Consider the following 18,360-nt stretch of genomic DNA (forward strand, 5'->3'; position numbering starts at 1 on the left):
GATGAGAGTTTTAATGATAATTCCTGCCTACAATGAGGAGGAAAGTATTTTCGACACGGTAACAAGTATCTTGAATTACCGCAAGAAAGTTGATTTTGATTTGGACTACGTTGTTATCAATGATGGATCAACAGATAAGACAAAACAAATTCTGAAAGAGAATCATTTTAATGCTGTTAATCTCGTGATGAATCTTGGAATTGGCGGTGCGGTTCAAACTGGCTACAAATATGCACTAGAGCATGACTATGATGTAGCAGTTCAATTTGATGGTGATGGACAGCATGATATTGAATCCTTGTCAGATTTGCTAGAACCAATTCGAAAAAATGAAGCAGACCTAGTTATTGGTTCTCGCTTTGTTGGTGATGTTAAGTCTGAATTTCAAACAACTTTTATGAGACGTTTCGGAATTAGTGTTATTTCCAATCTTATCAAATGGACAACGGGACAAAGAGTTTTAGATACAACTTCGGGTTACCGTTTGGCTGACAAAGCTGTTATCAAACAGTTCGCTAAGCGTTATCCAATCAAGTATCCAGAACCAGAAACTATTGTTCATATTTTGAAACGTAAATATCGAGTTGTTGAACGACCAGCAAATATGTTTGAACGTACTGGAGGTGTTTCTTCCATTACGCCAATTAAATCTATTCGATATATGCTTGAAGTGTGTTCGTCGATTGTTATTGCAGCCTTTATGAGGGAGAGTGAATAATGTCAGTTTTATCTATTGTGATGTTGGTAGCTTCAATCTTTTTCCTTTATTTAGTCATTAGAAATATCAATAAGAATAATATCTTATTTGAACAGGCCTTCATGTGGATTGTCATCAGTCTGGTTATGATTGTTATTTCTATTTTTGATGTTATTCCGGTTTATTTTGCAGGATTACTTGGATTTGAACTAACTTCGAATTTTTTGCTGTCGCTTGCTATCTTTTTCTTGTTGGTCATCGCTTTCCTACAAACCATGACTTTATCGAAACAAAAAGAGCAGATTAAACATTTAGTTCAGGAATTGTCTATTCTAAAAAGTCATGTAGAAGAGAAAGAGGAAAAGAATGAATGATAATCATACTTGGGTAATTTGCGCTTATGGAGAAACTGATTATCTTGAAGCCTGTATTCAATCTTTGAAAAATCAAACTCTTCAATCTCAAATTATCTGTTATAGTTCAACGCCACTTGATTCGATTAAGGAACTTTGCCAGCGTTATGCTATCCCATTTTATACTAAACAAGGTGGGGGGATTGGCAAGGATTGGAATAATGCTATCTCTTTTGTAGAAACAAAATATGCTACTATCGCCCATCAGGATGACTATTATGAGCCAAGATATGCAGAAAAAGTATTGGCCAAGATGGAAAAAGCTAGTGATGTCCTAATCGGATATTCTGATTATTTTGAAGAAAAAAATGGTCTAAAGATTCCTGCAAATACAAACCTTAAGATTAAAACTTTGATGTTAAAAACAATGAATCTTTTTTCTGGTAATCATTTTTGGCGTAACCGAGTAATGGCTTTTGGTAATCCAATTTGTTGTCCTGCTGTCACCTATAATCTTGAAAAATTGAAGAATTTCTACTTTGATGAGGGAATGAAAGTCAGCCTTGATTGGTATGCTTGGTATAAGATTAGTGAATACAAGGGACGTTTTATCTATGTGTCAGATAAGCTAATGTGCCACCGAATTCATGAGGAATCTGAGACATCTAAGACTATTGCTGATAATACTCGTAGTAAAGAAGATTTGTATATGTACCAACTCTTTTGGCCAAAATGGATAGCAAATATTCTTATGAAACAATATGTGAAGAGTCAGAAGACGAATGGGTAGTGTACAAAAATTTATAAAGCAGAATCGTTCTGCTTTTTTTGTTACTCAATAGCAAGAGGACTTTTTCTTTTTTGTATAAACTATAGTATAATTAAGGTGGTATGCACTTTCAAAGATTGATTAAAGTAGTAATCTTTGAAGCTTAGTAATATTAGTAATTATCAGGTACTAATTGATATTTTGTTAAACAAAATGGATGGAAAAATGAATAATTTAATCTCAGTGGTTGTAACCTGTTATAATCACGAAAAGTATATTGAGCAATGCTTGCGAAGTGTTTTTAATCAGACTTATACTAATATCGAATTAATCGTTTTGGATGATGGTTCGACGGATAGTTCAACTCAAATTATCCAAGAGGTTTTGAAGGATTCACCTTATGAGACAAGATTTGAAACTCATGAAAACCTTGGGGTGGTAAATAATCGAAATTTGGGACTCGAGCTTATTAGAGGTGATTATTTGCTATTTGTAGATAGTGATAACTACCTCGATGCGGATTATGTGGAACAGTTGTATAGTAAATTGACGGAAACAAATGCTGACATCGTGTACTGTGATCTTTTTAACCCAGAAAAAGAAGAGTTCTACCTCAAAAGCCGTGAATTTGATTTAACTGCTTTCCTAAATGCTAGTTTCATTGATAACTGTTCTTTGATTCGTAGAAGTATTATTGGAAAAGCTTGCTATGATGAGAAGTTAAATCGTAAAAAACTTGAAGATTATGACTTTATATTGAATCTCATTATTAATAATGGAGCTAAAGCAGTATATCAGCCAAACACCAAGCTTAATTATCGTGTTTTTGAAAAAAACTCGATTTCAAAAAGGGATTCTGTTCGCTACCATTATGAAATCTATCTCGAAATTCTTGAGAAGTATCTCGATAAGTTACCACATGAAATCTATCAAGCTGTTTGCGAAAACTTAATGATTTTGGAGAGTCGTATAGATGATTTGATAAATCATCACGATGATGTGACAGACTATGTTAATCGCTTGAAAAAAGAACGTGATCAACTTGAACGAAGAAAGTATACACAATCTAAGCAATTGAAGGATGCCCATAAAGAAATGAAGCTTATCCGAAGTTCGCTGTCATATCGTTTAGGTAACGCCCTTATTACACCTATAAAGACAGCAGGATTAATTGCGAAGAATCCAAAGGCTATTAAAAATTATTTGAGAGCTTTAAAAGTCAAAGTGATACAGTTACGTCGTCGAATGACACCACTTAAGGTTCGTCAGTTACGACGTCTCAGAAATAGTCAACGCTCTGTCTTGTCATATAATGGTAAGAAAGCACTGATTTATGTTATTTTTGAGTCTGAATCTCGTCTTCAAGAATATAAATTACGTTTCTTGCAAGCCTTGGCTCCATTGGTAGATGATGTTATTGTAGTTATCAATGGGCAGCTTCACGATGATGATATTAATATCCTTGAAACCTACGGTAGGGTTTTAACTCGTGATAACAAGGGATATGATACTGCAGCCTTTAGAGAAGGAATCTTTGCCTTTGGTAAAAATAAGCTTAAAGATTATGACCAGCTCCTCTTGGTGAATGATACCAATATTGGTCCAATGAGAGATCTGTCTCAAGTATTCCAGGAAATGGCTGATAAGCAACTAGATTTCTGGGGAATCTCCTTTGGAGAAGAGCAAGAGGACGTTACTAGAGAGAATCCTTATGGTTATATTCCTAAGCATCTTCAATCTTATTTCCTAGTTATTGAAAAGCTCATGCTAAACGATGATGACTTTTATGAGTACTGGACACACTTGACGGATACAGATTCTCGTGATAAGGCTATTGGTCGACATGAGACACGTTTTACTAAGCATTTTGCTGATTTAGGTTATCGTTATGATGCGGTCGTGCAAGAATACGAAGATTCTGCCATGTATATCCACCCGCTTAAGATGCTCAAAGCAGGTAGTCCTTTGGTGAAATACACGGCTCTGAAAAATTATGATGAAGACCAGTTCTTGTGGCAAGGTCTGGATCGTGATTCAGAAGTCCCTGACTTGTTAGAGTTTGTTGCAGAAGAAACGGATTACCCTGTGGCAATCTTGGAAGATATTGTAAATAAATTTAAGGCTGTTCCACGTGATCAATACATTCTATTGATTGATGGGGTTGAAAATATTATTCCGCAATGTACCCGTTATCGTGTCTTTAACAAGGCAGAACAATTACGAAAGCATGGCTTTGCAGTCAAAGTTGTTAACCTATCTGATTTCCAATTATCGATGGCTCAAAATGCTAGTCACATCATCATCTACCGTTCACCAATCTCACCTGAGCTTTTGCGTCTCTGTCATTTAGCTAAGGAATATGGAAAACCTGTCTTCTTTGATATTGATGATTTGGTTTTTGATACGGTTTATACAGATCAATTGAGTTATACGCAAGGGTTGAATTCGGTTGAAAAAGGAAACTATGATGCAGGTGTTCGAAATTATGGCTATATGCTAGAAAACTGTGATGGTGCCATTACTTCGACTAACCAATTGCAGGAGGAGTTGTATAAGTACCAAAGTAAGGTTTTACTTAATCGCAACTTGGCTTCTGATGACTTAATCGCTATTAGTAGTCAATATATCAAAGATTACTCTCAAGCATCTGATATTGTTAAGATTGGTTATTTCTCTGGTTCAATTAGTCATAATGAGAATTTTGAATTGATTAAACCAGCTATTAAGCAACTGCTTACAAAATATAGCAATGTCCAATTACATATTGTCGGGATTCTCGATATCCCTCAGGATATGAAGCCCTTTGAAAATCAAATTGTAACTCACGATTATGTGGACTGGGATAAATTGCCTGCCTTGATTAGTGAGGTTGATATTAACCTAGCACCGCTTGTAGATTCTATCTTTAACCGTGCGAAGTCAGAGATTAAGTGGATTGAAGCTGCCTTGGTGAAGGTGCCAACAGTAGCAAGTAAGATAGGAGCTTTCTCAGATGCGGTTGTTGATGGTGAAACAGGATTGTTAGCTACTGATGACCAGTGGTTTGACAAGCTTGAAGCCTTGGTTTTATCTCCAGAATTAAGACAGAAAATTGCAGATGCTGCTTATCGGGCTGTTCTTGAAAACTGTACGTTAAGCAAGAAAGATGATATGGTGACTTATTTTGAACAGAATTAAACAGATAAAAGTTGAAAATTTATTTTTCATCTTAGCAACGATTTTTATTTTCTCATTTATGTTTGTATTTCCAATTAATCGTGTGCCAGACGAAACAAACCATGCACGAATGACTTGGGAAACTTTCCATAAACCAACCGAAACATCTTTTAAGTGGATGGATGAGATTCCAAGTAATGATAAGGTTAAGTTAGCGGAATATAAACAGATTTTTGCTCAAAAGATTGATATGAGTAAGGAACCCTTTCAATTTGGTGTGAGTTTAAAAACAATCTCCTTTATTCCACAGTTGATAGGGATGACGATTGGAAGTTGGATTAGTCCTACAGTTGGGATGATTATCTATATGGGGCGCATCTTTAATTCACTAGCCTATATACTAGGAATTTACTTTTTAATACGTTATTTCAAATATGGGAAAACAGCCCTAATGTTTATTTCGCTGTTACCTATTATGGTTCAGCAAGCATCGTCACTTTCTTATGATGTGATGAACTATTTAGAAGTGATGTTGGCTCTCGGTTTTATCACAAATCTTGCCTATTCTAAACGTTTTACCAATCGTAATATTATCCAGGTGATAGGTCTTGCGATCTTACTGTTAGCAACTAAGCCAAATAACGTTTTATTGTTGGGATTGATTCCGTTTGTACCACTTGAGTTTGAAGGTGTCCTTGCCTTTCTAAATCGTCCAGTACAAGCCATAAAGACCTTTATTTCAAAATATAAAGCAGTCTTCTACCTTCTCTTTGTAGTAGGAGTCGTAGTGGTTCTTCAATTCTTAATGAAGAATCAAGGTGGTCTTCGTCATTATGGAGAAGTTTTGCGTAATACGCTCTTTAATACTGAGTTGAATGACAATTTGAATGGTATCTTGTCGCTTGGTATGTTCGGCTATCTTGGCAACCTTACTTTGCAAATGCCAGTTTGGTTAATTTTTATTGATATAGTAGTTCTTACTATTTTATTCCTATCAAGTAAGAAGGATTTCTTTACAAAAGATTTTGCTAATGCCTCTTGGATTCTCTTCCTTCTTGAGATTTTAGCTGCTGTTACTGTAATGTATATGCAGTGGACACCAGTTGTTCTTGGACAGGGAGCTAATATATCAGTTGGTGCTCAAGGACGTTATTTTACGCCGTTTATCATTCTCTTGTTACCGTTAATTGCTAATACAGCTAAAGTTGATTTAGTTCGACAGAAAAGATTGAAGATAGCAACTATTACTTTGATTGCAAACTTTCTAGTTGCTATGTATTTGATTCTTTTCCATTATTGGGGGGTATTTGCATAATTTATGACTAAAACAATTTTATTTATTTCTCCGACAGGAACTCTGGATAATGGTGCTGAAATCTCGATAGTCAATCTTATGAAATTTCTTGTAAAAAAAGGTTATCGTGTATTAAATGTTTTTCCTGATTATAAGGTTTCGTCTCAGGAGGAGTATCAAGCAGAACTTCATAGAGCAGGGATTGAAACCTACGGTCTTTCAGCTGTCAAATGGTGGTGGGAAGAAGCACCGGGTGGTTCGCCAGGCAATCATTATGAGCGTATTCAAGGCTACAAGAAAAATATTAGAGACTTGAAGAAGATTATTATATCTGAAGATGTAAACTTAGTGATATCAAATACTGTGAATGTTTTCCAAGGTGCTGTAGCTGCTGCAGAATTAGGAGTGAGACACTTTTGGTTAATTCACGAGTTTCCAGAAGGAGAATTTGCTTATTATAGGGAAAAATTAGATTTTATTTCTTATTACTCTGATCAAATTTTTTCTGTTTCTGGAGCCTTAAATGAAGATTTAACGAATTTATTACCTAAAAGGAAGATTTTAAATTTTATTCCCTTTTCATATGTAAAAAAGATAAATCTTAAATCAGCCGAAAATAGTAGAATTGTACAGATTGGTCGGATTACTGATAATAAGAACCAAATTGAATTACTCAAAGCTTATCAAAAATTAAATATAAATATTCCTTTAGTATTTATAGGAGCAGAAGATGAGTCTTATTTAAAAAAATGCAAGGATTATATAAAATCGCATAGATTAGATAATGTTCAATTTTTAGGATACCGAGAAAATCCTTGGATCGAGGTTAGTGAAAAAGATATCTGTGTATTCACTTCGAAAATTGAGACGTTTGGTATGGTATATATTGAGTCTTTATTGAATGGTATTCCAACTATTGTTTCAAATAATAAAGGGTATGAGTCTGTTAAGGATATTTTTTTCGAAGGAGAAATGTATCCGCTTGGAAACACAGATGCTCTATCAAAAATGATTTTAGATTTTCTAACTAATTTTGATGAAAAAAAACAAGAAATGATTCATAGTAGAGAAAAGATTTTAAAACTATATTCGTTAGATTATGCTTATAGAGAAATTATTCAGCAAGTAAATTTGGATGTTCCTTGTAAGTCTAAGGATTATGAGAAGTATTTATCTTTTTTGAATGTAAAAGTAACCATGAAAGATAGATTGAAGCAATTATTAAAGAATTTAGTAAAGTTGAAGAAATTAAGATAGCAGTCCTACTGGACTGCTTTATTGCTTTATCATGCAAAATACCTTCCAAAATGGTATAATAAAAGCTAATATGTATAATTCTGTGTATTTGAGAGATGTGATGAATGGAGGTAAACTTTGAAGGATATTTTTATCATAGGTAGTAGAGGTTTGCCTGCTCAATACGGTGGTTTTGAGACATTTGTTGAGAAATTGATTTCACATAAGGTATCGCCTGCTATACGTTATCATGTGGCTTGCTTATCTGACGAAAGCACTGGCAAGCATTTTGACTATAAGGGTGCGGATTGTTTTACGGTCAATCCTCCAAAGCTAGGTCCTGCGCGTGTCATAGCTTACGATATGATGGCTATCAATTATAGCTTGAAACTTATTAAAAAAGAGGGGATTCAAGCCCCAATTTTCTATATTTTAGGAAATACCATTGGTGCCTTCATTGTTCATTTTGCCAAGAAAATTCAGTCTATTGGTGGCATTTTGTTAGTCAATCCTGATGGTTTGGAATGGAAACGTGCTAAGTGGTCTAAGCCTGTTCAAAGCTATCTCAAATACTCTGAAAAAGAGATGACAAAGTATGCGAACTTGATTATTTCTGATAACCGAGGTATTGAGACTTATATTCAAAATACCTATCCGTGGTCTAGAACGACTTTCATCGCTTATGGAACTGACTTATCTAAGACGACTCTGACTGCTGAGGATACCCCTGTTCGAGATTGGTATCAGAAATGGCAAACTCAAGAAAAAGATTACTATTTGATACTGGGTCGATTTGTTCCTGAAAACAACTACGAAACTGCGATTCGTGAATTTATGAAGTCCTCTACAGAGCGTGATCTTGTTATCATCTGTAACCATGAAGGAAATGCTTACTTTGATGAGCTACGACAGATAACAGGATTTGATAAAGATAAACGTGTGAAGTTTGTGGGGACTGTCTATGATCAGGACTTGCTTAAGTATATCCGTAACCAAGCCTTTGCTTATATTCATGGACATGAAGTAGGTGGAACGAATCCAGGCTTATTAGAGGCCTTGGCTCAAACGGACCTCAACCTTATCTATAATGTAGACTTTAACCATCAGGTTGCTCAGGAGACCGCCTTGTATTGGAATAAAGAGGACGGGAATTTGTCTCAGCTTATCGATTCTGTAGATGGTCAAGTGTCATTCGAGGACTTGGGAAATGCTGCTAAAGCAAATATGAAAGAAAATTACACTTGGGAAAAAATCGTGGGTGAATACGAGGAGCTATTTTTATCATGAAAGTAACTATTCTCATGTCTACTTATAATGGCGAGAACTTTTTAGCAGAGCAAATAGAGAGTATTCAGCAACAGACTTATACTGACTGGACTTTGTTAATTCGTGATGATGGTTCTAAGGATAAAACGAGAGACATTATCAAACGTTTCGCTTCAGAGGATGATCGGATTGTTTTCATCAATCCTGATCAAACTGAAAATTTAGGTGTTATAAAGAGTTTCTTTACGCTTTTGAAGTATCAAGAATCTGACTACTATCTTTTCTCAGACCAGGATGATACTTGGTTACCTGAGAAACTATCTCTTCAACTTGAGAAAGCAAGTCACTACCCATCTGATAACCCCCTTTTGGTATATACGGATTTAAAGGTTGTGAATCAAGATTTAGAGGTACTTCATGAGAGTATGATTCGTACTCAGTCTGACCATGCCAATACGGAATTGGTTCAAGAAATGACAGAAAACACTGTTACAGGTGGTGTGTCTTTAATCAATCATGCCCTGGCTGAATTATGGACTGGTGAGGAAACGAACGAGATTTTGATGCATGACTGGTATTTAGGTTTGCTTGCGTCAGCATTTGGCAATCTCGTTTATATTGACCAGCCAACAGAGCTTTACCGTCAGCATGCGGATAATGTCTTGGGAGCTAGAACGCTTCGGAAACGTATGCAGAATTGGATTCGCCCTCAGACCTTGTTCAACAAATATTGGAAGTTGATTAAGGCTAGTCAGAATCAGGCGGAGAATCTTCTTTCTTTGCCATTGAATACTGAAAATAGAGAGTTGGTTGAAAACTTTGTGACCATTATGGACCAAGAATTCAGAGAGCGTTATCGTCGTTTGAAAACATATGGCTATCGTAAAAACAGGGCTTTTCATACCTTTGTATTTACGAGTTTGATTTTGACAAAATTCATGTATAAGGAGGACTAAATGAATTTCTTTAGTCAAAAAAATAGGATTTTACTTAAGGAACTGATTAAAACGGATTTTAAATTGCGTTATCAAGGTTCTTTCATTGGTTATCTTTGGTCTATTTTGAAACCTTTGATGATGTTTACAATCATGTACCTTGTCTTTGTTCGTTTCTTGAGATTTGATGATGGGACACCACACTATGCAGTAGGATTGCTTTTGGCCATGATTTTTTGGGGCTTCTTTACGGAGGCTACCAATATGGGGATGCTTTCTATTGTTTCACGCGGGGATCTCTTACGTAAATTAAACTTTCCGAAGCAAACAATCGTAATCTCATCTGTACTAGGGGCTGCAATTAATTTCTTGATTAACCTAGTGGTTGTCTTTGTATTTGCCTTAATTAACCATGTTCCAATCGGTTTCAATACTTTGGTTATCATTCCTCTCTTTATTGAGGTATTATTAATGGCAATGGGTGTTGCTTTTATTCTATCAGCACTCTTTGTTAAATACCGTGATATTGGTCCTATCTGGGAAGTTGTGCTTCAAGCTGGTATGTATGCGAGCCCAATTATCTATTCCATCACTTACCTTCTTCAAAGAAACCAGACGTTTGTTGCAAAGGTTATGATGTTGAATCCAATCGCTCAGATTTTACAGGATATGCGTCATTTTATTATCGATCCAGTTAACCCTAGAGGTTGGGATATTATTAATAATAAACTGATTGCTTTTACTCCTTATGCGATTCCTGTAGTGATTTTTATCATTGGTTTCCTTGTCTTTAATCGAAATGCTAAACGATTTGCGGAGATTCTATAATGTCAAATAATATTGCTGTAAAAGTAGATCATGTAAGTAAGTATTTTAAATTACCAACTGAGGCGAGCCAGAGTTTGAGAACAACTTTAGTCAATCGCTTTAAAGGGATTAAAGGGTATACTGAACAACATGTCTTGAAAGATATTTCTTTTGAAGTTGAAAAAGGTGATTTTTATGGAATTGTTGGACGTAATGGTTCTGGGAAATCAACACTTCTAAAAATTATTTCTGAGATTTATGTTCCTGAAAAAGGTAAGGTTACCATTGATGGTAAGTTGGTATCTTTCATTGAGCTTGGGGTTGGGTTTAACCCAGAACTAACTGGTCGTGAGAATGTCTATATGAATGGTGCAATGCTTGGCTTTTCAACTGAAGAAGTAGATGCCATGTATGATGACATTGTAGACTTTGCTGAACTTCATGATTTCATGAATCAAAAGTTGAAGAACTACTCAAGTGGTATGCAGGTTCGTTTGGCTTTCTCAGTTGCTATCAAGGCTCAAGGGGATATCCTTATCCTGGATGAAGTCTTAGCTGTAGGTGATGAAGCTTTCCAGCGTAAGTGTAATGATTATTTCATGGAACGTAAGCAGTCTGGAAAAACAACTATCTTAGTTACCCATGATATGTCAGCAGTTAAAAAATACTGCAATAAAGCAGTTCTGATTGAACATGGTTTGGTCAAAGTGGTTGGTGATCCAGATGAAGTTGCTAACCAATATAGTTTTGATAATGCTGCTGGTCAAAAGGTTTCAAACGACGACGTTGTTGTTGAAAATACTAAAATCACTGATTTACAAGTGAAACTCTTGAATGACAATATTATCAGTCCTAACCAAGATATTTCATTTGAGATCTCATATGATGTCAATGAGGATATTGAGACCTATATTGCCTTTTCGTTAACGGATATTGACCGTGGTATCTGGATTTATAATGATAATTCCATGGACAATAAAACAAGTGGTTCTGGAAGAAAAACACTCACATATAAATGTAGTCTTGCCCATCTTAATAACATTAAGCTTAAGCTTCAGGTTTCTGTCCGAGATAACGATGATCAGATGATTGCTTTTGCTGATTCAGATAACTCACCAGTTATTCTCTTGAATCGAAATGATATTGAAGATGATGATAAGTCTGCTAAAGATTCTGCAACCGGTATGGTTCAGAGAAATGGAAAATGGGAGATTCAAGAATAAATGAAACGTCTCTTATTGTATGTTCATTATAATAAGTACGACGAATTAAGTGGTCATGTGCTCTACCAATTGGAGCAACTTCGACCACTTTTTTCTGAACTTATTGTGATTTCAAATAGTCAACTAACGGAATCGGCATCATTAACTCTTAAAGAGATTGGTATAGATGAAGTTATTCAGAGAGAGAATCTAGGCTTTGATTTTGCAGCCTGGAGAGATGGTATGGCTCATGTTGGATTCGAACGGTTAGCAGATTTTGATTCGGTTACACTCATGAATGATACTTGCTTTGGTCCTCTTTGGGATATGTCTGACCTAGTTGAAGACTTTGAACAACGACAGAGTGTTGACTTTTGGGGGATGACGAATTTTAGAAAGACCAAATATTTCGAAGAGCATTTGCAAAGTTATTTTATATCTTTCAAAAATTATGTTGTCGCTTCAGAAGTCTTTAAGAAATTTTGGACTTCTATAAAGACTTTTACTGATGTTCAAGATGTTATTGATAATTACGAAACTAGGGTTACCAGTCTTCTTACTGAGGCGGGTTATCGTTATGATGCTGTCTTTAATACGATTGATGCAGAGGTAGGAGATTTAATTCACCCTGATTTTTCTTACTATAGACCAATAAGTACACTTGAACATAAGGTACCGTTCATTAAACTAAAAGCCTTTACTGATAATGAAAAAAAAGGAAGACTACTTTTAGACTATCTTACTAAGGTGTCGACATATCCGGTAGCACTAATTAGGTCACATCTTAACAGCTACCATTCGCCAGATAGCTTAGTCATTTTAGATGAAAAAATCGTTGAACCTTCTTTTCATTCGGTAAGTGGGAAAGGCTATCATTCGGCTATCCATGTACATATTAGCGACCTTGAGAGACTGAAAGTATTTTTTGATAGTAAGTTATCTGCTTTCTATTTTTTCACTTTATCAAGTCATTTCGATAAAAATGAAGTTGAGAATACCTTATTAAATAATTTTGATAAAGATAGATTTCAGCTAGTCTCACAACGGTTTGATAATCATTATCATGCCTTGGTTTCCTTGGCTTCTCAGCTTAGCGAGTATGACTTTGTTGGGCATTTCCACACAGAAGCCTTTGGAAATGAGGGTAAGCTTGTTGATGAAGCTACAAGACATGCTCTAGTGTCTATGCTATCAGATGAAGAGAAGGTAGTATCAATCTTTGACCATTTTCCAGAGGTTGGTCTGGTTTTTGCTGATTTATCAAAAGAACTTTATTGGACCGATGCAATTGGTGCCTTAAATCAAGAACAAACTGTTAAACTAACTAACGAATGTCAAAAAGTAATCAATCATTCGCTTCATATTTTTCAAGGTTCTATGTGGTTATCAAAAGATTTTCTGGAAAAAATTATTCTTAAGGATAAGCAAGCTTTCTATGACTTTGATGAGGATACCCTTCCTTATCTTTTCTATCGAAAAGCCTGGGATCTAGGAATTGATTATCGTATTATTGCTTCAGAAAAACTATCTTTTGCAGAACGGTATAAGGTTCATCTTATTGAAATGTCACAGGTAGCAGAACCAGTGACGTTAAAGGATAAATTTTCAGCATATCGAAAAGCCTTGTTAAAGAAGTTAGGTTTAAAAAAATCCTCAGCTGTTTAACTTCCCCCTCCCACTTACGAATAGGTAAGTAGGAGGTTTTTTCTTATGTATAGTATTGTATCTGAGGAGGCGGGGCTTTTGCCTCGTGAGCGACTCTTACAGAAGGGAGCAGAGGTTTTATCGGACCAGGAGTTGTTGGCGATAGTGCTGCGAACTGGGACTAGGTCTGAGTCGGTCCTATCTATGGCTAACCGTATTTTAAAAGGGATGACGAGTTTGGCGGATTTGTCTCGCTTGTCTTTGAATGAGCTACAGGAAATTCCTGGTATTGGGCGTGTGAAGTCTATTGAGCTGAAGGCTATGGTGGAGTTGGCTAAGCGGATTGAGAAGGCTGAGTTGGCTCGTTCCGAGCAGATTATGTCTAGCCAGCAGGTGGCCCGTCGTATGATGTTGGATATTGGGGACAAGCCTCAGGAGCATCTGGTGGCTATCTATTTGGATACGCAGAATCGTATCCTTCAGCAGAAGACAGTCTTTATTGGTGGTGTTCGCCGTTCGATTGCCGAGCCACGTGAGATTTTACATTATGCTTGTCATCTGATGGCGACGTCCTTGATAGTGGTTCACAATCATCCTTCGGGTGAGGCCTATCCGAGCCGAAATGATATTGATTTTACGCAAAAAATTAAGCGGTCTTGCGATGATTTGGGAATTTGTCTGCTTGATCATATTATTGTTGGAAAATCAACATATTATTCCTTTCGTGAGGAGAGGGAGGATTTTGAGCTTTAAGTAGAGTCTATAAGTTAAAGACACAAGAAAAGCAACTGAGTGTAGTATCAGTTGCTTTTAAAGTTCGTTTACAACGTATTCAAAGAGTTTGAGGTCTTCTTCACGTTTGTGTAGGAGAAGTTCTGGATGCCACTGAACACCAAGGTAACGAAGGTCTGGGGTGTTTGATTCAATAGCTTCGACAGTATTATCCTCAGGGTCACGCGCAATAACACGGAGGTCAGAGGCCAAGTGCTTAATACTTTGATGGTGGAAAGAGTTGATAGAGGTTTCTAGGCCGTAAATCTCCGCTAACTTACTGTCTTTTTCGATAATCATTTCGTGGTAAAGGTAATCGGAAGGCTTATCCTGCCAGTGCCTTTCGATATCTTGATGGAGACTGCCACCAAGGGCAACATTCATGAGTTGTGTTCCACGACAGATTGAAAAAATCGGTTTTTTTTGTTTGGTAGCTTCTTCGATTAAGGCCATCTCAAAGAGATCACGCTCGAGGAAAAAGTCATCATCACTGGCATGATTTTCTTCGTTGTAGAATTTAGGGTCAACGTTTTGACCGCCGATGAGGATAAGCTTGTCAATCATGGAAATATAGATTTTAGCCTCCGAAGGATCAGATACTGGTAGAAGGATTGCTAGACCACCAGCTTTTTGAACTCCTTCTACAAAACCAGATGGGGCATAAGACCAGTTGATATCTTCATGGGCTGGATTAGGTCTTACATTGGCTGTGATACCTATAATTGGTTTAGTCATTGTTTCTCCTTGCTTTTTCTTCTTCTTTCATGAAATAGAGTAGGGTTTGTAGCTCACTAGTCAGGTCTACGTATTGGAGAACCACGTGGCGTGGAAGATTGAGGTTGACTGGGGAGAAGCAGAGGATGCCTTCGATTCCAGCATCAACCAAAAGCTCAGCCACCTCCTGTGCCTTGACTGATGGCACTGTCAGGATGGCCGTTTTAATATCTTCCTGGGCAATCTTGTCCTTGATTTGAGAGATACCGTAGATAGGAATATTGTCTTCAGTCTGGCTTCCTACCAGTTCGTTATCGTCTGTATCAAAAGCCATAACCAGCTGCATGCGGTTACGTTCTTGAAAACGGTAGTGAAGAAGAGCACGTCCGATATTTCCTACTCCTACAAGGACTACCTTAGTTGTTGCATTATCATTAAGGAGTTCTGCGAAGAATGTCATCAGCTTACTAACGTCATAACCAAAACCACGACGACCTAATTCACCAAAGTAGGAGAAGTCACGACGCACTGTAGCAGGATCAATTCCAATTGCTTCAGCAATTTGTTTGGAACTTGCTTTGTCGATATTTTCACGATGGAATCGTTTGAAAATTCGATAATAGAGAGAGAGACGTTTAGCAGTAGCGTTTGGAATGTTTTTCTCCAATGTCATTGATCGCATTTCCTTTCCTGAATTAGTATGATTCTCTTATATTTTAAGAAAAGTTTGTGAAAATTGCAACAAAATAGTGTAGATGAGGCGATATAAATAACCTATCACTAGGATAGGCTATTTATATATCTAGAAAATGGTTTAGACCTCTTCTTGCTCAAAAATTTGACGGTCTACCAAACTTTGCATCAAGAAGTAGAATTTTTCTTGTAAGATATGGTGGTCGTCATTTTTAAAGATATTAACGTTACGAAGACCAGATTTGTCTGTAATTGACAATTTGAAACCGGTCAAGTCTTTGTTAATAGTGATTTTAAGTGGGAAACCTTCGCCTGAGTTAGGCACTTTTTCGAGAAGGCGGTGCAACTCATAGTTTCCGATTTTATTTTGCACAAAAGTCGTATCACGTAGGGTGAATTTTTTGACATTAGGACTGATGGTGTAACGGTACTTACAGTCAGTCAAATGAATGCTTTTTTCAAATGCCATGTTAGTCTCCTATGATTTGATTAAGTTTTTCTGCTAGGGATTGGAGTTCTTCAGCGGTATTTTCCTCCGATAAACTAATGCGGATGGCTGTTTTTAACTTGTCAGAATCCTTGCCATAGAGGGCTTGGATGACGTGGCTAGGGTCAACAGTTCCAGCAGTACAAGCCGAACCTGTTGAAACAGCAAAGCCAGCTAGGTCTAACAAGGTTAAGAGAGGGCCATTTTCCTTACCAGGAAAACTGATGTTGATGACGTGAGGTAGGCTAGGTCCTCCACCATTAATTTCATAAGGAATGGTAAGAGTATCTAGAAAGACCTGACGAATATTTTCAACATGTTGGTAATTGTCTTGGTAGTGGTCACTAGCATGCTTGTAAGCAGCGGTCATACCTGCAATCCCGACCAGATTTTCAGTGCTGGCACGACGTTTTTCCTCTTGTTCACCACCATGGAGTAGGTTGTCAAAATGCAAATCATTATGATAGAGCAGGCCGACACCTTTAGGTCCATGAAATTTATGAGCACTAATAGAGAGAAAATCAGCTCCAAGTTCCTCTGGGTGAATAGGAAGTTTTCCTGCTACCTGAACGGCATCAACGTGGAAGGCAGCTTGGTGATTGGCAAGCAAGTCGCCAATTTCCTTGATTGGAAGCAATTGGCCGGTCTCGTTATTGGCATACATAACAGAAACTAGAATAGTATCGTCACGTAAGGCCTCAGCGATTTGTTGAGCAGTAATGACTTGATTTTCTGGTTGAATATAGGTTACTTCAAAACCAAAACGCTCTTCCAAGTAGGCCATGGTGTGAAGGACAGAGTGGTGTTCAATAGCAGTTGTAATCAGGTGTTTACCTTTAGCTTGATTGGCTAGGGCATAACCTTTGATAGCTGTATTGTTTCCTTCAGTTCCACCAGAGGTGAAAATGAGTTTTCGAGCAGGAACTTGAAATTGCTTGGCCATTTCTTCACGGGCCTCACGGAGTTCCTTAGAAGCCTTGCGGCCATAAGCATGGAGGCTGGATGGATTTCCAAAGGTTTCAGTCATGACATGTGTCATCGCTGAGATAGCAGCAGCATTCAAAGGAGTTGTTGCTGCATTGTCCAAATAAACCATAGCTTAGTCCTCGTTTGCAGTGTAAGCAAAGAGTGGACTAAGTGGTTGACGTTCGAAGATACGAGTAGTAGCGTTAGCGATTAGCTCACTTGCTGAAATGTATTTAACGTTTGTAGGCACTTTTTCTTTAGTCGCAACTGAATCTGTCACCAAGATTTCTTTAATTGGAGCAGCGTTGAGGACTTCAGCAGCACCTCCTGCAAAGAGACCGTGACTAGCTACTGCATAGATGTCTTTAACGCCACCACGTTCAAGGATTTTAGCAGCTTCAGCAAATGTTTTACCAGTATTAAGGATATCATCAACCAAAATCGCTGTTTTTCCTTCAACCTCACCGATGATGTAGCCTTCTTCGCGTTCTGAATCATCTTGAGCGTAGTCAATGATAGCGATTGGTGCATCAAGGTATTCCGCCAAGCTACGAGCACGTTTAACACCAGAGTTTTTAGGGCTAACAACGACAACATCACTTCCTGTGAATCCTTTTTCGTTGTAGTATTCAGCAAACAAAGGCATTGTGAAGAGGTTATCTACTGGGATGTCGAAGAAACCTTGAACTTGGACAGCGTGAAGGTCGAGTGTCAAGACACGATTGACACCAGCTTTAACCAGCATATTGGCAATCAATTTAGCAGTGATTGGTTCACGTGAAGCAGCGATACGGTCTTGACGTGCATAACCAAAGTAAGGCATAACCACGTTGACAGAGTTAGCACTGGCACGTTTGCAGGCATCAATCATGATGAGCAATTCCCAAAGGTGGTCGTTAACAGGGTTGCTTGTAGATTGGATGATATAAATATCGTCCCCACGAACAGACTCCTCAATATTGATCATGATTTCACCGTCAGAAAATTGACGTGAAGATACTTTACCAAGTGGCAATCCGGTAGCCTCAGCAATTTTTTCAGCAATTTCTGGGTTTGAGCTGAGCGAGAATAATTTCAATTGTGGGTTTGCTTTTTGATGTACCATGACGATGGTGACTCCTTTAAAAAAATAAGATGCGAAGCCCAATTAGGGCTATTGTAATAAAACTACAGATGATTCTATTTTAGCAAAAAAAAGTAGAAATTTCAGCCATCAGAAAGCGATATTGATGAAAATTGCCGACCCATAAATCGCTGAATCGTTTTTGTATGCGTTTTCAGACTGATGAGAGCGATTGTGGAAGTTGCCACAAATACCAAATTGTCTTTTCATGCATAAAAAAGACAAGGGTTAATCCTTGTCTTAAAAT

General features: G+C 37.2%; 17 protein-coding genes. 12 read left to right on the forward strand and 5 right to left on the reverse strand.

Features of this window, described 5'->3' with window-relative positions; translation table 11 throughout:
- Position 1: 1 nt before the first annotated feature.
- The 12 genes from RDY04_RS01935 to radC all read left to right on the forward strand — a co-directional run bounded on the left by RDY04_RS01935 (position 2) and on the right by radC (position 14,112).
- A complete protein-coding gene (locus RDY04_RS01935; protein WP_303951586.1) occupies positions 2 to 718 on the forward strand; it encodes a glycosyltransferase family 2 protein in 717 nt (238 codons plus the stop codon).
- Positions 718 to 1,071 (forward strand): DUF2304 domain-containing protein, encoded by a 354-nt coding sequence (locus RDY04_RS01940; protein ID WP_003094173.1) that lies wholly within the window; start codon positions 718 to 720, stop codon positions 1,069 to 1,071. The genes RDY04_RS01935 and RDY04_RS01940 overlap by 1 nt, the downstream gene beginning before the upstream one ends.
- Entirely contained in the window at positions 1,064 to 1,840 is a 777-nt protein-coding gene (locus RDY04_RS01945; RefSeq protein WP_303951589.1) for a glycosyltransferase family 2 protein, read from the forward strand. The genes RDY04_RS01940 and RDY04_RS01945 overlap by 8 nt, the downstream gene beginning before the upstream one ends.
- A gap of 204 nt (positions 1,841 to 2,044) precedes the next feature.
- A complete protein-coding gene (locus tag RDY04_RS01950) occupies positions 2,045 to 4,996 on the forward strand; it encodes a rhamnan synthesis F family protein (RefSeq protein ID WP_303951592.1) in 2,952 nt (983 codons plus the stop codon).
- Positions 4,983 to 6,290: a DUF2142 domain-containing protein gene (locus RDY04_RS01955; RefSeq protein ID WP_303266797.1), complete on the forward strand. Its 1,308-nt coding sequence runs from the start codon at positions 4,983 to 4,985 to the stop codon at positions 6,288 to 6,290. The genes RDY04_RS01950 and RDY04_RS01955 overlap by 14 nt, the downstream gene beginning before the upstream one ends.
- Before the next feature lie 3 nt (positions 6,291 to 6,293).
- On the forward strand, positions 6,294 to 7,526 hold the full coding sequence (locus RDY04_RS01960) for a glycosyltransferase family 4 protein (RefSeq protein ID WP_303266798.1): 1,233 nt from the start codon (positions 6,294 to 6,296) through the stop codon (positions 7,524 to 7,526).
- Between the two features lie 117 nt (positions 7,527 to 7,643).
- The gene (gene cps2T / locus RDY04_RS01965) at positions 7,644 to 8,792 is read left to right on the forward strand and encodes a beta 1-4 rhamnosyltransferase Cps2T (RefSeq protein WP_117647118.1); all 1,149 of its coding nucleotides are present in this window, start codon (positions 7,644 to 7,646) and stop codon (positions 8,790 to 8,792) included.
- A complete protein-coding gene (locus RDY04_RS01970) occupies positions 8,789 to 9,727 on the forward strand; it encodes a glycosyltransferase family 2 protein (RefSeq protein ID WP_303951596.1) in 939 nt (312 codons plus the stop codon). The genes cps2T and RDY04_RS01970 overlap by 4 nt, the downstream gene beginning before the upstream one ends.
- Positions 9,728 to 10,534 (forward strand): ABC transporter permease, encoded by an 807-nt coding sequence (locus RDY04_RS01975; protein WP_303951598.1) that lies wholly within the window; start codon positions 9,728 to 9,730, stop codon positions 10,532 to 10,534.
- On the forward strand, positions 10,534 to 11,736 hold the full coding sequence (locus RDY04_RS01980) for a polysaccharide ABC transporter ATP-binding protein (protein WP_303951601.1): 1,203 nt from the start codon (positions 10,534 to 10,536) through the stop codon (positions 11,734 to 11,736). The genes RDY04_RS01975 and RDY04_RS01980 overlap by 1 nt, the downstream gene beginning before the upstream one ends.
- Positions 11,737 to 13,380, forward strand: coding sequence for a rhamnan synthesis F family protein (locus tag RDY04_RS01985; protein WP_303951602.1), 1,644 nt, complete (start codon positions 11,737 to 11,739; stop codon positions 13,378 to 13,380).
- Positions 13,381 to 13,425: 45 nt separating this feature from the next.
- A complete protein-coding gene (gene radC / locus RDY04_RS01990; RefSeq protein ID WP_303951605.1) occupies positions 13,426 to 14,112 on the forward strand; it encodes a DNA repair protein RadC in 687 nt (228 codons plus the stop codon).
- A gap of 57 nt (positions 14,113 to 14,169) precedes the next feature.
- Here the strand turns inward: radC and RDY04_RS01995 are convergent, their stop codons facing one another.
- From RDY04_RS01995 to RDY04_RS02015, 5 genes are all read right to left on the reverse strand, one after another.
- Positions 14,170 to 14,865 (reverse strand): gamma-glutamyl-gamma-aminobutyrate hydrolase family protein, encoded by a 696-nt coding sequence (locus RDY04_RS01995; RefSeq protein WP_303951607.1) that lies wholly within the window; start codon positions 14,863 to 14,865, stop codon positions 14,170 to 14,172.
- Positions 14,858 to 15,517: a redox-sensing transcriptional repressor Rex gene (locus RDY04_RS02000; RefSeq protein ID WP_303951696.1), complete on the reverse strand. Its 660-nt coding sequence runs from the start codon at positions 15,515 to 15,517 to the stop codon at positions 14,858 to 14,860. The genes RDY04_RS01995 and RDY04_RS02000 overlap by 8 nt, the downstream gene beginning before the upstream one ends.
- 141 nt (positions 15,518 to 15,658) lie before the next feature.
- Positions 15,659 to 16,006 carry a DUF1831 domain-containing protein gene (locus RDY04_RS02005; RefSeq protein WP_303951610.1) on the reverse strand — a complete coding sequence of 116 codons (348 nt, stop codon included), beginning with the start codon at positions 16,004 to 16,006 and terminating at the stop codon, positions 15,659 to 15,661.
- Between the two features lies 1 nt (position 16,007).
- Positions 16,008 to 17,120 (reverse strand): cysteine desulfurase family protein, encoded by a 1,113-nt coding sequence (locus RDY04_RS02010; RefSeq protein WP_303951612.1) that lies wholly within the window; start codon positions 17,118 to 17,120, stop codon positions 16,008 to 16,010.
- A gap of 3 nt (positions 17,121 to 17,123) precedes the next feature.
- Positions 17,124 to 18,095, reverse strand: coding sequence for a ribose-phosphate diphosphokinase (locus RDY04_RS02015; protein WP_022496738.1), 972 nt, complete (start codon positions 18,093 to 18,095; stop codon positions 17,124 to 17,126).
- Positions 18,096 to 18,360: the final 265 nt, after the last annotated feature.

Origin of the sequence: uncultured Streptococcus sp., assembly GCF_902463925.1 — a bacterium.
Taxonomy (GTDB): domain Bacteria; phylum Bacillota; class Bacilli; order Lactobacillales; family Streptococcaceae; genus Streptococcus.

Bases quoted from the DNA above. Each gene is read 5' to 3' on its own strand.
- RDY04_RS01980 (WP_303951601.1), top strand. From the start codon at position 10,534: ATGTCAAATAATATTGCTGTAAAAGTAGATCATGTAAGTAAGTATTTT.
- RDY04_RS02000 (WP_303951696.1), bottom strand. From the start codon at position 15,517: ATGACATTGGAGAAAAACATTCCAAACGCTACTGCTAAACGTCTCTCT.
- RDY04_RS01950 (WP_303951592.1), top strand. From the start codon at position 2,045: ATGAATAATTTAATCTCAGTGGTTGTAACCTGTTATAATCACGAAAAG.
- RDY04_RS02005 (WP_303951610.1), bottom strand. From the start codon at position 16,006: ATGGCATTTGAAAAAAGCATTCATTTGACTGACTGTAAGTACCGTTAC.
- RDY04_RS01945 (WP_303951589.1), top strand. From the start codon at position 1,064: ATGAATGATAATCATACTTGGGTAATTTGCGCTTATGGAGAAACTGAT.
- RDY04_RS02010 (WP_303951612.1), bottom strand. From the start codon at position 17,120: ATGGTTTATTTGGACAATGCAGCAACAACTCCTTTGAATGCTGCTGCT.
- RDY04_RS01940 (WP_003094173.1), top strand. From the start codon at position 718: ATGTCAGTTTTATCTATTGTGATGTTGGTAGCTTCAATCTTTTTCCTT.
- RDY04_RS01960 (WP_303266798.1), top strand. From the start codon at position 6,294: ATGACTAAAACAATTTTATTTATTTCTCCGACAGGAACTCTGGATAAT.
- radC (WP_303951605.1), top strand. From the start codon at position 13,426: ATGTATAGTATTGTATCTGAGGAGGCGGGGCTTTTGCCTCGTGAGCGA.
- RDY04_RS01985 (WP_303951602.1), top strand. From the start codon at position 11,737: ATGAAACGTCTCTTATTGTATGTTCATTATAATAAGTACGACGAATTA.
- RDY04_RS01975 (WP_303951598.1), top strand. From the start codon at position 9,728: ATGAATTTCTTTAGTCAAAAAAATAGGATTTTACTTAAGGAACTGATT.
- RDY04_RS01995 (WP_303951607.1), bottom strand. From the start codon at position 14,865: ATGACTAAACCAATTATAGGTATCACAGCCAATGTAAGACCTAATCCA.
- RDY04_RS01970 (WP_303951596.1), top strand. From the start codon at position 8,789: ATGAAAGTAACTATTCTCATGTCTACTTATAATGGCGAGAACTTTTTA.
- RDY04_RS01935 (WP_303951586.1), top strand. From the start codon at position 2: ATGAGAGTTTTAATGATAATTCCTGCCTACAATGAGGAGGAAAGTATT.
- RDY04_RS02015 (WP_022496738.1), bottom strand. From the start codon at position 18,095: ATGGTACATCAAAAAGCAAACCCACAATTGAAATTATTCTCGCTCAGC.